At 56.5% G+C, this 14,969-nt stretch carries 14 protein-coding genes; 12 read left to right on the forward strand and 2 right to left on the reverse strand.

The window, feature by feature from the left end:
* Positions 1 to 34: 34 nt before the first annotated feature.
* From mshC to BJP06_RS02015, 8 genes are all read left to right on the forward strand, one after another.
* Positions 35 to 1,264, forward strand: coding sequence for a cysteine--1-D-myo-inosityl 2-amino-2-deoxy-alpha-D-glucopyranoside ligase (gene mshC, locus BJP06_RS01980; protein ID WP_071572677.1), 1,230 nt, complete (start codon positions 35 to 37; stop codon positions 1,262 to 1,264).
* On the forward strand, positions 1,257 to 1,640 hold the full coding sequence (locus BJP06_RS01985) for a hypothetical protein (protein ID WP_071572618.1): 384 nt from the start codon (positions 1,257 to 1,259) through the stop codon (positions 1,638 to 1,640). The genes mshC and BJP06_RS01985 overlap by 8 nt, the downstream gene beginning before the upstream one ends.
* Positions 1,633 to 2,301, forward strand: a complete 669-nt coding sequence (locus BJP06_RS01990) for an HAD family phosphatase (RefSeq protein ID WP_255365766.1) — start codon at positions 1,633 to 1,635, stop codon at positions 2,299 to 2,301. Before BJP06_RS01985 ends, BJP06_RS01990 begins: the two co-directional genes overlap by 8 nt.
* A 41-nt stretch (positions 2,302 to 2,342) precedes the next feature.
* On the forward strand, positions 2,343 to 2,606 hold the full coding sequence (locus tag BJP06_RS01995; protein WP_070362457.1) for a phosphoribosyl-ATP diphosphatase: 264 nt from the start codon (positions 2,343 to 2,345) through the stop codon (positions 2,604 to 2,606).
* Positions 2,607 to 2,618: 12 nt separating this feature from the next.
* A complete protein-coding gene (gene hisG / locus BJP06_RS02000; protein WP_071572619.1) occupies positions 2,619 to 3,467 on the forward strand; it encodes an ATP phosphoribosyltransferase in 849 nt (282 codons plus the stop codon).
* 101 nt (positions 3,468 to 3,568) lie between these two features.
* Entirely contained in the window at positions 3,569 to 4,990 is a 1,422-nt protein-coding gene (aspA, locus tag BJP06_RS02005) for an aspartate ammonia-lyase (RefSeq protein ID WP_070362459.1), read from the forward strand.
* A 104-nt stretch (positions 4,991 to 5,094) separates the two neighbouring features.
* Positions 5,095 to 6,408 carry an anaerobic C4-dicarboxylate transporter gene (locus BJP06_RS02010; protein WP_071572620.1) on the forward strand — a complete coding sequence of 438 codons (1,314 nt, stop codon included), beginning with the start codon at positions 5,095 to 5,097 and terminating at the stop codon, positions 6,406 to 6,408.
* A 15-nt stretch (positions 6,409 to 6,423) separates the two neighbouring features.
* The gene (locus BJP06_RS02015) at positions 6,424 to 8,115 is read left to right on the forward strand and encodes a formate--tetrahydrofolate ligase (RefSeq protein ID WP_071572621.1); all 1,692 of its coding nucleotides are present in this window, start codon (positions 6,424 to 6,426) and stop codon (positions 8,113 to 8,115) included.
* Between the two features lie 29 nt (positions 8,116 to 8,144).
* Here the strand turns inward: BJP06_RS02015 and BJP06_RS02020 are convergent, their stop codons facing one another.
* Positions 8,145 to 8,954: a RecB family exonuclease gene (locus BJP06_RS02020; protein ID WP_070362462.1), complete on the reverse strand. Its 810-nt coding sequence runs from the start codon at positions 8,952 to 8,954 to the stop codon at positions 8,145 to 8,147.
* 44 nt (positions 8,955 to 8,998) lie between these two features.
* On the opposite strand from BJP06_RS02020, the gene BJP06_RS02025 reads away from it, so the two are divergent.
* From BJP06_RS02025 to arc, 3 genes are read left to right on the forward strand one after another with little or no spacing between them, the layout of a single operon-like run.
* The gene (locus BJP06_RS02025) at positions 8,999 to 10,243 is read left to right on the forward strand and encodes a M18 family aminopeptidase (RefSeq protein WP_071572622.1); all 1,245 of its coding nucleotides are present in this window, start codon (positions 8,999 to 9,001) and stop codon (positions 10,241 to 10,243) included.
* A 15-nt stretch (positions 10,244 to 10,258) separates the two neighbouring features.
* Positions 10,259 to 11,092, forward strand: a complete 834-nt coding sequence (locus BJP06_RS02030; protein ID WP_070477125.1) for a tRNA (adenine-N1)-methyltransferase — start codon at positions 10,259 to 10,261, stop codon at positions 11,090 to 11,092.
* A 10-nt stretch (positions 11,093 to 11,102) separates the two neighbouring features.
* Positions 11,103 to 12,620 carry a proteasome ATPase gene (gene arc / locus BJP06_RS02035; protein ID WP_071572623.1) on the forward strand — a complete coding sequence of 506 codons (1,518 nt, stop codon included), beginning with the start codon at positions 11,103 to 11,105 and terminating at the stop codon, positions 12,618 to 12,620.
* Here the strand turns inward: arc and BJP06_RS02040 are convergent.
* On the reverse strand, positions 12,609 to 14,042 hold the full coding sequence (locus BJP06_RS02040) for a PLP-dependent aminotransferase family protein (protein WP_255365767.1): 1,434 nt from the start codon (positions 14,040 to 14,042) through the stop codon (positions 12,609 to 12,611). The two genes, arc and BJP06_RS02040, sit on opposite strands and share 12 nt — an antisense overlap.
* Positions 14,043 to 14,052: 10 nt before the next feature.
* Here BJP06_RS02040 and pdxS point away from each other — a divergent pair, with 10 nt between their 5' ends.
* Positions 14,053 to 14,937: a pyridoxal 5'-phosphate synthase lyase subunit PdxS gene (pdxS, locus tag BJP06_RS02045; RefSeq protein WP_369822168.1), complete on the forward strand. Its 885-nt coding sequence runs from the start codon at positions 14,053 to 14,055 to the stop codon at positions 14,935 to 14,937.
* Positions 14,938 to 14,969: the final 32 nt, after the last annotated feature.

Raw genomic sequence — 14,969 nt, forward strand, 5'->3', positions numbered from 1 at the left:
CGCATGATGAGCGTGCCGCGGTATGGTGGTCACTATGCATTCTTGGCCACAACCTGTAGTCCCTGCTGTCTCTGGTACTCCGGTGCCGCTGTCTCTGTATGACACCGCAGATAGGGTGGTAAAGCCCGTTAACACAGCTGCCCATCACTCGGGGAAGGTGGGGATGTACGTCTGCGGCATCACCCCATACGACTCCACTCACCTTGGACACGCAGCTACGTACCTCTCCTTTGATCTCGTCTATCGTCAGCTCCTTGCTAACGGCCACGACGTTCATTACGTGCAGAACATCACCGATGTCGACGATCCATTGTTCGAGCGCGCGGAGCGAGACGGCGTCGATTGGCGCGAGCTGGGAACGGAACAGATCAACCTTTTCCGCAGCGACATGGAAGTGCTCTCCGTCATCCCGCCTCAGGACTATGTTGGCGCGATGGAGACTGTCGATGAGGTCATTGAGATGGTGCAGCGCTTGCTCGACGTCGGCGCAGCGTACCGCCTAGACCACGGTGATATTTACGCTGATATCACCGCAACCAAACAGTTTGGATACGAGTCAAACATGACGCGCGAGCAGATGGAGCATTTCTTTGCCGAGCGCGGGGGAGACCCTGACCGTGAGGGGAAACGAGACTCACTCGATGCGCTGGTGTGGCGTGGACACAGGGAAGGGGAGCCCGCGTGGGATTCTCCCTTCGGCCCCGGCCGCCCAGGTTGGCACGTCGAGTGCTCTGCCATCGCTGCGAACCGTCTCGGCGTACCGTTTGCAATCCAAGGCGGAGGCTCGGACCTAGCGTTTCCACATCACGAGTTTTCTGCCGCGCATGCTGAGGCTGCGACTGGAGAACAACGGATGGCACACCACTACGTGCACGCGGGAATGATCGCGCTTGAGGGAGTGAAGATGTCGAAATCTCTCGGCAATCTCGTCTTTGTGCACAAGCTAACAGAAGAGGGACACTCAGCGTCTGCGATTCGCCTTGCCGTCTTCTCCGGCCACTATCGCCAAGACCGTGATTTTTCCTACGAGGCACTCGATCAAGCAGAGCATCGACTCAAGTCGTGGCACACAATTCTTTCTCAGACAGATGAGCAGTCTCGCGTGGAGCAGACAATTCAAGATTTGCGCCAGGCCCTTGCTGACGACCTCGACACACCAACTGCGATTCAAATTATCGACGCCGCCAAAGGCGATTACAACGGGTTACTTCGACAAGCTATCGAGGGCTTACTCGGTGTAAAGGTAGGCAGCAACGATGAGTAGTCTCCGATCCACATTCCAATCCGATGTCGACGAGTTCATCGAGGATTTGAGGGTGTTTGCATCCGGTGAATATTTGCAAGAGCAGGACCTCGAACTCTGGGAAGCCCCATTTGACCCTGCCGTACTACCTGAGCTCCGTGAAATCCTCGAGATTTTCCTCGACACTGCGTCGCTCGTCGCACAGCCGGTTGACGACGCCACCATCAGAGACCTCTACACGGGCCTCATTGCCAATCTTGAAGAGTTCAACGCTAAGCATCAATATGCCGTGCTCGAGCCAGAGGAGATGTCGGACATCGAGGGAATTTTCGCGAAGGTTTCGGCACAGATTGGCGCGGATCCATCCGTTGTCCAGGAGCTGTTCAATCGTGAGTAGGGTTCGCGCTCCCCAAGCTGTGCTGTGGGATATGGATGGGACGCTCATCAATACCGAGCCACTTTGGGCGCAAGCAACCTTTGAGCTGTCTGAGCTTTTGGGCAAGAGGCTTTCTGCGGAGGAGCGTCGAAAAGCGGAGGGCGTCAGTTTCCCCACAGCGTTGAGCATCATCACTACTTGGACCGGGTATTCCTTGCAGCCCGGAGATACAGAGCGGCTGAAGCGGTGGATGCAAGAACGGATGCAGCAACTCCTAGGGCAAGGTATTGAGCTGAACCCGGGAATACGCCACGTCCTTGACATGTTGCGGGACCATGGAATTCCGATGGCCATTGCGACGAACACAGAACGCGCGCTCGCTCAAACCTGCATTGATTTCATCGGCAACGATTACTTTCAAGCAACCGTGACTGGAGATGAGGTATCCAACCCAAAACCAGCTCCGGATATGTATCTGAAAGCAGCGCAATTGGTTGGTGCTGAGCCGTCGCACTGTATCGCAGTTGAAGACTCTCAGGCGGGAATGCAAGCAGCGATTAGGGCAGGTGCACGGGTGCTCGGCTTGGCCGACTATGTCCCGAAGCCGGCCACAAGAATCACCTTCAGCGATTTACAGTCTGCGACACTTCATGATGTTGCAAGGTGGTATTCCGCGCCATAAACCGCGCTCAAAGCTCTTCTGTTTCCGCTAAGGTGTTGTGCGTGAAGGACTTCGATCAACTTTTTGCTCAGCTCACTGAAACTGCCGACTCCAAGCGCCCAGACTCAAGCACGGTGCAAGCGCTAGAGAAGGGCGCCCATTTCATCGGCAAGAAAATCATCGAAGAAGCTGGTGAAGTGTGGATCGCTGCCGAGTATCAGTCTGACGAGGAGCTGGCGGAAGAGATGAGCCAGCTGATGTACTGGACCCAGGTAATGATGCTGCAACGCGGTCTTACCCCTGATGACATCTATAAATACCTCTAAGGATTTCGCCTGATGATTAAGTTTGCGGTTCCAAATAAAGGCTCTTTGTCAGAGAAGGCTCTCCAGATCCTCAAAGAAGCCGGCTACAAGGGGAGGGGCACATCAAAGGCCCTGAATATCTGGGATGAAGAAAACGGCATTGAGTTCTTCTTCCTGCGTCCAAACGACATCGCTATCTACGTTGCTCAAGGCCACCTTGACCTGGGTATCACTGGGCGAGATTTGGCACTCAATTCCCATGCCGAAGTAGAAGAAGTACTTCCGTTGAGCTTTGGTGCATCGACATTCCGGTTTGCTGCCCCGCAGTCTGAAACATGGGCGGTGCCTGATTTGGAGGGTAAGCGGATAGCGACTTCATACCCGCACCTCGTGATTGACTATCTTGACGGGCTTGGCATCACTCCGAAGGAAGTCATTGAGCTTGACGGCGCTGTTGAGATTTCGATCAAGTTGGGCGTCGCGGACGTTATTGCTGACGTCGTATCCACTGGTACGACGCTAAGACAACATGGGCTGGCACCATTTGGGGAGCCCATTCTTGCCAGCGAAGCCGTCGTCATCAAGCGTAAGGGCGTAACGCTAGCAAACGAACATGAGGTAGTGCTTCAGCGTATCCGCGGCATCTTGAACGCGGAGAACTTCCTGATGCTCGATTACAACATTTGCAGAGATGACCTCGACAAAGCCAGCCAACTTACACCAGGCATGACGGGGCCGACTGTCTCGCCGCTGTCGCGCGACAACTGGGTCGCGGTGCGCGCTATGGTTCCGCGAACCCAAGCGAATGCGGTTATGGACGCTCTCTCTGAAATTGGCGCGGAAGCCATTTTGGCCACTCAGCTGCGTATTGCACGCCTATAGGATTTTCAATTAATAACCGATAAGTCACCCCTATCCCTAATATTGGGGTGACTAGGTGGTTCAAAAGTTGTATAGCGTCGAATTTGCGTACAATCAGTGGCATGAGTAATCGCATTGAAGAAGATCTGCTTGGCACACTCGAAGTGCCCTCCGACGTCTACTACGGCATCCACACCCTGCGTGCCGTTCACAACTTCCCGATCTCCGGCCAGACCATCAATGACCTGCCAGAGTTCATTCGTGGCATGGTGGAAGTAAAGAAAGCCACCGCACTGGCCAACAACCGCCTCCACGTTCTGCCAAAGAAGAAGGCGGACGCCATCGTCAAGGCCTGCGACGAGATCCTCGACAACGGTCGCTGCATGGACCAGTTCCCAATCGACCAGTTCCAAGGTGGCGCTGGCACGTCCCTGAACATGAACACCAACGAGGTTGTCGCAAACCTCGCTCTTGAGATCCTCGGTGAAGAAAAGGGTAGCTACGACATCATCAACCCGAATGATGACGTCAACATGTCCCAGTCCACCAACGACGCATACCCGACCGGCCTTCGCCTCGGTGTGTACTACGCCGTCCAGGGCCTGCTGACCGAGCTTGAGGAGCTCACCAAGGCGCTCAACGCTAAGGGTGAAGAGTTCGACGACATCATCAAGATGGGGCGCACCCAGCTCCAGGACGCAGTCCCGATGACGCTCGGCCAGGAATTCACTGGCTTCGGCGCACTGCTTGAGGAGGAACTGGACGTCATCAAGTCCGCAGCACAAGCACTGCTGACCGTCAACCTCGGTGCAACCGCAATTGGTACCGAGCTCAACACTCCAGACGGCTACCGTCAGAAGATCGTTGAGGCTCTCGCGGAAGTCACCAAGCTGGATATCAAGGGCGCACCGAACCTGATTGAGGCAACGTCCGATACCGGCGACTACGTATGGATGCACTCCGCACTGAAGCGCGCCGCGATGAAGATCTCTAAGGTATGTAACGACCTGCGCCTGCTGTCCTCCGGCCCACGTGCTGGCCTGAACGAGATCAACCTGCCGGAAATGCAGGCTGGCTCTTCGATCATGCCTGCGAAGGTGAACCCTGTCATCCCTGAGGTTGTAAACCAGGTGTGCTTCAAGGTCTTCGGCAACGACGTTGCCGTCCTGACCGCATCTGAGGCTGGCCAGCTCCAGCTCAATGTCATGGAGCCGGTAGTTGCCGAGGCCCTGTTCAATTCTATCCGTCTCCTCACCAACGCCGTCCGTACGCTACGTGAGAAGTGCATCGTTGGCATCACCGCTAACAAGGATGTGTGTGAGGCCTTTGTGAACAACTCCATCGGCATCATCACATACCTGAACCCAGTGATCGGCCACCACAATGGTGACGTCATCGGTAAGGAAGCTGCTGCTACGGGTAAGAGCGTTCGTGATCTTGTTCTCGAGCGTGGCCTGCTCACGGAGGAGGAGCTGAAGGTTGTGCTGGGCAAGGACAACTTGATGCACCCAGAGTACCGCGGCGAATTTTTCGACGAGGACTAATCAACCAAAAGTAGTAAATCTCACACTCCCCTGATTCGGTAGTTATCGCCTCTTAGTGCGATAATGGAAGCGAATACTAATTCGACCGAATCAGGGGAGTTCCTGTGTTACTTGTGGTACAACTCATCATCCTGTTCGGCGCCATTGTGCTCGGCGCCCGGATGGGTTCCATTGCTATCGGTTTTGCCGGTGGCCTTGGCGTTTTGCTTCTCGGACTCACTGGCATGTCCGTAACTGCCGATGACATCCCCTTTGATGTCATCGGCATCATCATGTGTGTGATCGCTGCTATTTCTGCAATGCAGCTGGCGGGGGGCATGGACTACCTCGTTTACCTCGCTGAGAAGTTCCTACGCCGCAATCCAAAGCGCGTCACAGTGTACGCGCCAATCGTTACTTGGTTGATGACCGTGCTGGCAGGCACTGGCCACACCGCTTTTTCCACTCTTCCAGTTATCGTTGAGGTTGCTAAGGAGGGCGAAGTTCGCCCGTCCCGCCCGCTTTCGGTCGCAGTCATCGCATCACAGATGGCAATTGTTGCCTCGCCGATTTCTGCTGCAGTCGTCTTTATGGCCTCCGTACTTGAGCCACTGGGCGTCGGATACCTGCAGTTGCTCGGCGTCATGATTCCTGCGACCTTCCTCGCGATCTTCCCAACCGCTTGGGTTTCAAACAAGCTTGGTAAAGACCTTGTTGACGACGAGGTGTACCAGCGTCGCCTCGCAGACGGATTGGTTGCAAAGTCCACGACTACTTCGAGCAGCTACCAGCCGAAGGACGGCGCGAAGGCATCCGTGTGGATCTTCCTTGTCGCAATTGTCATCGTTATGTTCTACGCGACGATCATCTCCGATCAGATCGGTCTCATCGAGAACCCAACCGTCCCTCGTAACGAGGCAATCATGGCGATCATGCTTTCGGCTGCCGCTGCGATCCTGCTGATTACGAAGTCCCGCGCAGCTGAGGTCTTGAACACCCAGGTGTTCCGCTCCGGTATGTCCGCGTCAGTTTGTGTGCTCGGTGTTGCTTGGCTGGGTACCACCTTCATCAACCATTACATTGAGGACATTCAGAACATCGCTGGCGACGTCTTGACGGCACAGCCGTGGCTGCTTGCTGTCGTCCTGTTCTTCGCAGCGTCGCTGCTGTACTCGCAGGCCGCAACCGCGAAGGCACTTATCCCAGCTGCTCTCGCTATTGGCGTCAGCCCGCTCACCGCTGTTGCAGCATTCCCAGCAGTGTCCGCACTGTTCGTGCTGCCGACGTACCCAACCCTGCTTGCAGCAGTGGAGATGGACGACACGGGCTCGACCCGAATCGGCAAATACGTCTTCGACCACCCATTCATTCTGCCGGGTATCGTCTGCATCGCAGTCTCGGTAATTCTCGGCTACCTCATTGGGGCGGTGCTGATTTAAAGCTAAACTAGGGGCATGTCTACACAACATCACGACAGCCCCAAGTCCGAAGTTCTAACTGATGTGGAGATCGCTCAAGCGAATACGCTTGAACCGATCTCCACTATTGCGTTCAAGGCCGGTATTTCCGAAGATGCGCTGATTCCATATGGCAAGTACATGGCCAAGGTCGACCCCTCGCTTGTCAAGGACGATAAGCAAGGCAAGATCATTCTTGTCACAGGTGTTTCCCCAACCCCAGCGGGGGAGGGGAAGTCGACCACCCTGATTGGCCTTACCGATGCGTTCACGAATCTTGGCAAAGACGCCATCGTTGCACTCCGTGAGCCGTCGCTCGGCCCTGTGATGGGTTTGAAGGGCGGCGCGGCAGGTGGTGGCTACTCGCAGGTGGTTCCGATGGAGAACATTAACCTCCACTTCACTGGGGACTTCCACGCGATTACCAGTGCGAACAATACGTTGGCTGCGATGATCGACAACCACATTCACCAGGGCAACGAGTTGAATATCGACCCGCGGCGTATTACGTGGCAGCGGTGCTTGGACGTCAACGATCGTTCCCTGCGAAACGTAGTAACTGGTCTGGGGGGACCAGCCCACGGAGTACCGACGGAGACTGGATTTACGATTACTGCGGCTTCGGAAATTATGGCAATCCTCGGTCTTGCGAACGACCTTGACGACCTCCACGAACGCCTGGCACAAATCACTGTCGGTTTTACCTACGATCGCAAGCCGGTGACTGCGGGTGAGCTTAATGCAGCCGGGGCTATGACAGCGCTGCTAAAAGACGCATTGAAGCCGAACCTTGTGCAGACCATGGGTGGCACTCCTGCATTTATCCATGGCGGTCCGTTTGCAAACATTGCCCATGGTTGCAACACCTTGATTGCCACGAAGACAGCACAGAAGTGTGCTGACTACGTCTTTACGGAAGCGGGATTCGGGGCTGATCTCGGCGCGGAAAAGTTCTTCGATATCAAGTCACATTACGGTGACCTCGACGTGGCTGGCGCGGTAGTGGTCGCCACTATCCGTTCTATCAAGTACAACGGTGGTGTTGACCGCTCCGATCTCAAGGCTGAAAATATTGATGCGCTGGCGAAGGGCATTGTGAACCTTGAGCGGCACGTCGAAAACCTTCGTAAATTTGGTGTCCGCCCTGTCGTGGCGCTCAACCTGTTCACTTCTGACACGGATCGTGAGCGCGCTTGGATGGCAAAGTGGGCAAAGGATTTCGGTGTTGCACTGGAAGAGGCCGAGGTATGGGCGCATGGCGGTAAAGGCGCCGAGAAGCTGGCAAAGACGGTCCTTGACAACCTGGTCGAAGGTGCTTCGTCGTCGCTGTACAACCCGGAGGAAGGTGTCGAGCAGTCAATCGAGACGATTGCCCGCGAGGTATACCGCGCGGCAGACGTTCAGTACTCGGATGCGGCGCGGAAAGACCTCGAGAACTTGCGTGCGAGTGGTGCAGATGCCCTACCGGTATGTATCTCAAAAACGCAGTACTCGTTTAGCGACGACCCCTCTCGCCTCGGAGCGCCTGAGGGGCACACACTGCATGTGCGTCAGCTCATTCCGCGTACGGGTGCCGGATTCGTACTAGCACTCACTGGTGCTGTGATGACAATGCCTGGCCTGCCGAAAAAACCAGCAGCCAACAACATTGATGTCGATTCGAGTGGCAACATCAAGGGGCTATTCTAGTTTTAGCCTGCAGTGGTCCGTCGCGGTGTTTACTCCACATCCGCCGCGGACCCCGGCCACCCAGGGTACTGCGGTGGCGTCCCGCCGAACTCCGGGCAGTACGCCTGAAACGCACACCAATCACAGAGCCTGGAACGTTTTGGTCGGAACTGTCCGGTTTCACCGTCACGGGTAATTTTGGCCCAAAGTTCACCGAGGTCGCGCTCGAAGTACTCGAGTTCTTCACTTGAAGGGGTAAGGAAGAGCGAGTCTGCCACCTTGAGATACATGAGCCGCAGTTGATCAGGTATTTCGTTGAAAAGCCGCCAGTACACCAGTGCGTAGAAGCGCATCTGGAACTTCGCGTCGTGTGAGAACCTTGGCTGTGGTTTCTTGCCGGTCTTGTAGTCAACGACCCTGATTTCACCAGTTGGCGCGACGTCAACGCGGTCGATGAAGCCTCGCACGGGCACACCGTTAGGCAGCACAGTATTGACGTACATTTCTTGCTTGTGTGAGTCAAAGCCAAGTGGGTTTTCCATCTGGAAATATCCGCGTAGGAGCGTGCGGGCGTCGATAAAAAGCAGTTGTTCGTCCTCGATGGGGTCTGCAACGCTGGGGTCCTGTTCGCACATCTTCTGCCATGCGGGAACGATGAGTTTGACCGCCGCAGGGTAGGTGCGTTGTTCGCGTTCCATCCCAAACAGTTCCTCGAGGACGGCATGCACGAGGGTGCCTTTGACCTGGGGCTCAGTTTTGGGTTCTTCGATTTTGTCGATCGCTCGCAGCCTGTAGAGCAGTGGGCACTGCTGGTAGTCGGACGCGCGCGAGGGGGACAGGGCTAACGGTTTCGCTTTCATATTCGTCCTATCCTAGTGGTTTCTCTCGAGCTAGACTCGCACGTATGACTACATCGATTGATTCGTTTCTTCGATTTCTTAGTGCGAGCCCGAGCGCGTTCCACGCAGCTAACCAAGTTCGCTCGTTGCTCGTAGGCAAAGGATTTCTTGACGACGCCAGCTCCACTGCATCTCCCACAACTCCGGGTGGCCATGTGGCCGTCGAAGGAGGGGCAGTCGTAGCGTGGTGGATACCCGAAGAGTTTGACTCCGAGACCAGCCGATTTCGGGTTGTTGGGTCACATACGGATTCCCCGGGGCTTATGGTGAAGCCGAGGCCTGACGTTGAGGGAGAGGGGGTACATCAGGTAGCGGTTGAGGTCTACGGCGGGCCGATTTTGCAGAGTTGGTTCGACCGTGACCTTGCCTTTGCGGGGCGTGTGGTTGACTCGAGTGGGAAGACCCATTTAGTAAATACTGGTCCGATTGCTCGGGTCCCGAACCTCGCAATTCACTTGTACCGAGCGGATACGCCTCCGGTTGAGCGCCAACAACACACGCAGCCGGTGCTCGGCGTGGATCGTCCGCTCTTGGAAGTCATCGGTGAGCAAATTGGGTTGGGTGGCGAGTCAATTGCTGCGCACGAGCTGATTACGGTAGATACGCAGCCTGGTGCAGTGATTGGTAACATGCTGATGGCTGGTCGGCTTGACAACCTTACCAGTGTGTGGGCGAGCCTAGAAGCGCTGATTGAAGCCCAACGTGAGGCAACACATTCCGATGTATTGGTTCTCGTCGCGTTCAACCACGAAGAGGTCGGTTCAAACTCACCGACGGGCGCAGCAGGCCCACTACTCGAGCGATTCCTACGACGAATCGCGTCCGGGCTGGGGGTCAATGACTTCCTGAGCCTCTGCGCTAGGTCTTCGATGATCTCAGCCGACGCTGCTCACGCGGTGCACCCGAACTATGCAACAAAGCACGATCCTTCGCATCGCCCTTTGCTGAACGCCGGGCCTGTCCTGAAGGTGAACGCAAATCAGCGCTACGCCTCCGACGCGGAAACTGAGGCAACGTGGCTTCGCGCTTGCGAGGCGGCGTGTGTGCCGAACCAGGTGTTCGTCGGAAACAACGACGTCCCTTGCGGTTCGACGATCGGACCAATCGCCGCGACGCGCCTTGGCATCCCTACCGTGGATGTTGGTGTTCCGTTGCTCTCGATGCACTCCGCCCGTGAAATGTGTGGGGTAGAGGATATGAAGTGGTTTGTACAGGCGCTCCACGCCTTTTACACGGATGCGCGAGTGTAAGGCATACTGAACAACATGTATTCAGGTCCATTTCGCGTTGGCGATAAAGTCCAACTCACGGACGCAAAGCGTCGCCACTTCACCATCCAACTCGTTGAAGGAGGGCAGTTTCACTCACATAAGGGGATTGTCAGCCACGACGACATCATCGGCGCGCACGAAGGCTCGGTGGTGAAGTCCACCTTGGGTGCGGACTATCTCTGTTTCAGGCACCTGCTTGTTGATCACGTGTTATCCATGCCACGTGGCGCCGCGGTCATTTATCCAAAGGATGCCGCTCAGATTCTTGTCGAGGGCGACATTTTTATGGGTGCGCGCGTGTTGGAGGCCGGCGCAGGTTCCGGTGCTCTCACGATGTCGCTCTTGCGTGCTGTCGGTCCCGATGGTCATGTGTTTTCCTACGAGATCCGCGATGATCATCTGAAGTTCGCGAAAGACAACGTAGAGGACTACTTCAACGGTCGCCCTGATTGGTGGACACCACGTCTGGGAGATTTCGGTGAGGTCACTCAAGAGGACCTTGGTGGACCAGTTGACCGCGTGATCTTGGACATGGTTGAGCCGTGGCACTTCATCGACACCGTCAAGAATGTGTTGATCCCCGGTGGCGTTTTCATGACCTACGTGGCGACCGTCCCGCAGCTGATGAACATTATGGAGGGCATCCGCGAGGCAAAGTGCTTTACGGAACCTCGCGCATGGGAAACCCTGCTGCGTGAATGGAAGGTCGAAGGTCTGGCAACTCGGCCAGAACACCGCATGAACGCGCACACTGCATTTCTCGTGTGGACGCGCCGACTCGCAGACGGAGTGACACCACCTCGTCCGCAACGGCGCGCGCGTCGCTAAGATTCCTTGTATGACTGAACGCTTGCCCGAAGTCCAGGTACTCACACGCGACAACCAGCAGCTCCGCGCGCGCAATGCACAGCTTGCGGACATGCTCAAAACCAGTCGGGACAAGCTACAAGAGCTCTACGAACAGGTCGAGTCCCTTGGCGACCCAGCTTCGACGTACGGTCTGTTCCTTGCGTCCACTGGCAATGGGACAGACGCTGAAGTCTTTACAAGCGGTCGGCATATGCGTGTCAAGGTCGCGCCAACGATCGCGATTGACCGTGTGAAGCCGGGGTCGCTGGTTAGGCTTGGCGATGGCAGCGTGGTACTCGAGGTCTGCCAATATCCTGCTGTGGGCCAGCTAGCTACGCTCGTTGAAAAGCTGGACGCCGGTCGCGCTATTGTGCAAGACATCCAGGGAACGGAGCACGTCGTACGGCTTACAGACGAGCTACAGCGTGAAAGCCGTGCCGGTGACACGTTGCTTACTGATGTGCGCGCACAGTTCGCGTTTGAGCGCATTGCAAAGACCGAGGTGAACCAGCTTTCACTCGAAGAAGTACCCGATGTGACGTATGAGGACATCGGCGGGCTCCAAGAACAGATTGAGCTCATCCACGATGCGGTTGAGCTGCCGTTCGCGCACCCTCACCTTTACCAGCAGTATGACTTGAAGCCCCCGAAGGGCCTGCTACTGTACGGCCCGCCCGGGTGCGGTAAGACGCTGATTGCGAAAGCGGTCGCGAATTCGCTGGCGCACCGGCTTGGTCATGGTGCGTCGGCGCACTTCATCAACGTGAAGGGCCCCGAGCTGCTGAATAAGTTCGTGGGAGAGACCGAGCGTAGAATCCGGCTGATTTTCGAGCGTGCAAGGGAGCTCGCCTCGGAAGGTCGCCCCGTGATCATTTTCTTCGATGAGATGGAGTCGATTTTCCGTACCCGCGGTTCGGGGGTGTCCTCCGATATGGAAACGACAGTTGTGCCGCAGCTGCTCACAGAGATTGACGGCGTAGAAGATATTTCGAACGTCATCGTCATCGGCGCGACGAATAGGGAAGAGCTCATTGACCCTGCGATTCTCCGACCTGGACGCCTCGATATCAAGGTGCGGATTTCACGCCCGACTAGAGCTGAGGCCCTCGATATCTTCGGCCGGTACTTACGCCCTGAAGTCCCTCACGCAGCTCCTATCGAGGAGCTTGCACAGATCGCCGTCGAGGAGTTGTTCGCGCCGCGGCCTTTCGTCCGTCTCCGGTTGATTGATGGCTCTGAGGAGACGTTGCACTACTCTGACTTTGTCTCTGGTGCGATGATCGCGAACATTGTCAGCCGCGCCAAAAAGCTTGCTATCAAGGACGCTATTTCCGGCGAGTCAGATACCGGCGTTACTGCGGAGCACCTGCGTGCGGCGGTTCGCGCGGAGCAGCAGGAAAATGAGGACCTGCCAAATACTGCCGACCCAGATACTTGGTCGCGCCTAGCCGGTCGACATGGCAAGCAGGTGGTCGCTGTGGAGGTCGTCGCTAGGTCAGCATCCTAGAAACTCAGCGAGGGAGCGCGTTGCGGCATCAAAGTCTTGGTCGCTCAGCGTTGAGAAACTGAGCAGTGCAAAACAGTCTTCGCCAGCGCCAGTTGAATCACCGGTCGCGCAAACGCAGCCGACGCGTTTCAGCTGCTCCCTGAAGCGCTGCAGATCGCGTTGATGAGAAAACTCAACGATAATGTCAGCGCTACTCGTGTTGCTCATGGTGGCGTTGCTCGCACCACTGGCTTCGGCAATACGCTCGAGGAGTGGGGTTACCTGTCGACGCCGCTTCGCAAGCCGAGTGTGAAACGCCTTGGTGCTTTTCCGGACGGTGCCATCAGTCAGTAGGTGCGCGATCGCGTGTTGGGTAACTGTCGATACCGGCATTCCTAGCACTTCCCGGGTCTCTTGCACCGAGGAAAACGTATCCGGTGTGGTGACGATGTAGCCGGCGGAAAGCTGCTTGTGCAGCAGCGTTGTGAAAGTACCGAGCGTGAGCACGCTGCCTGAGTTCGGTAGAGCGCTCAGTGTCGGTTGGGGAGCGGTTCGGTAGCGCAGTTCTGTGTTGAAGTCATCCTCGATGAGCAACGTACCCGTTGCCGATGCCCATTCGAGTAACTCAACGCGTCGGCGTACTGTCATGACACCGCCAAACGGCGGCACGTGGGCTGGCGTGATGAGCAGTGCGTCGATGTCGCACGGAAGCTGCGAGACTAAGACGCCTTCGTCGTCACATTGGCAGGGCACCGTCGCATGGCCTGCGAGAGCGATCACGGAACGAAGCCCGCTAGACTCCGAAGTTTCAACACCAACTCGGACGCTGTTGCCAATAGACATCAGCGTGAGCAGTAGTCCTTCGCGGGTCCCACCGGTGACGATGACCTCCTCCGGAGCAACGTGAAGCCCACGAGCTACTCGCAGGTGCTCGGCGATTGCAGTCCGTAGTTTCGGCTCGCCTTGTGGGTCGGCCTGTTTCGGCACGCAATATGAGGCTTCGCGCCATGCACGGTGCCAGGCTGCCGGACGGATCATGCCGTCGATACCTGATGTTGGGACCAGCGAAAGTACTGCAGGTGTTGACGCCTCGTTGGATGCTCTTTGCCTCTGTTGTATCGACTGCTTCGGTACTCGGAGCTCAGGATGAATCCTTGTTGGTGCTCCCTGCGTGGTATCCAGATAGCCTTCGCTGATGAGCTGATCGAACGCGCTGACCACGGTCCCACGCGATACGCCGAGTTGGGTAGCAAGCTCGCGGGTAGATGCGATGGTGTCTCCGGGGCGCAGTGTGCCTTCGGCAACCGCGGTTCGGATTTGCGCTGCGATTTGGGCAGGAAGTGAAAGTGATGCGTTACGCGAGACTGGAAAGAACATACTCACCAACTGGTACAAAATATTGCTGTAAAACTGGACCTCGTAATCGTCCAGATCGTACCGCATGATGGAACCCATGACTGATTTTTCGAAACATGCAGAGTTGACCAACAGCTTGCGCGGCGGCGTCATTATGGACGTCGTGACCGCAGAGCAGGCGAAGATTGCGGAGAATGCCGGCGCCGTTGCCGTCATGGCACTTGAGCGAGTCCCGGCAGACATCCGTGCCCAGGGAGGGGTGGCGCGTATGTCCGACCCCGACCTCATCGAAGAGATCCTCGACGCGGTGGAAATCCCAGTCATGGCAAAGGCCCGCATCGGACACACGGTCGAGGCCGCGATCTTGGAGCATCTCAAAATCGATTACATCGATGAGTCCGAGGTGCTCAGCCCAGCTGACTATGTCAACCACATCGATAAGAACGCGTTCAACACCCCCTTCGTGTGCGGTGCGACAAACTTGGGTGAAGCACTTCGCCGCATCAATGAAGGCGCGTCCATGATTCGTTCCAAAGGCGAGGCTGGTACTGGTGATGTCTCCGAGGCCACGAAACATATCCGCACTATCAAAGCCCAAATCGCACAGCTGCAGGCTACGGTAGCGTCTAACCCAGATGAGCTCTACGTCGCGGCGAAAGAGCTGCAAGCCCCATATGATCTGGTGAAGTACGTTGCTGAACACGGCGAGCTTCCCGTTGCCCTGTTCACCGCTGGTGGCGTTGCAACACCGGCTGACGCAGCTCTGATGATGCAGCTTGGCGCTGACGGCGTCTTCGTCGGCTCGGGCATCTTTAAGTCCGAGCATCCAGAGAAGCGCGCGGAAGCTGTCGTTCGTGCAACCCGCAACTGGCAAGACATCGCCGAAGTCACAGCAGCTTCACGCGGCCTTGGCGAGGCAATGGTTGGCATTAACGTAAGCGATCTGCCTGCGCCGCATCGCTTGGCTGAGCGCGGCTGGTAAATGCCAGCACGGGAGGTAGCGTCGCGGTACAG

Origin of the sequence: Corynebacterium sp. NML120713 (assembly GCF_001875735.1) — a bacterium.
Classification (GTDB): Bacteria; Actinomycetota; Actinomycetes; order Mycobacteriales; family Mycobacteriaceae; genus Corynebacterium; species Corynebacterium pseudogenitalium.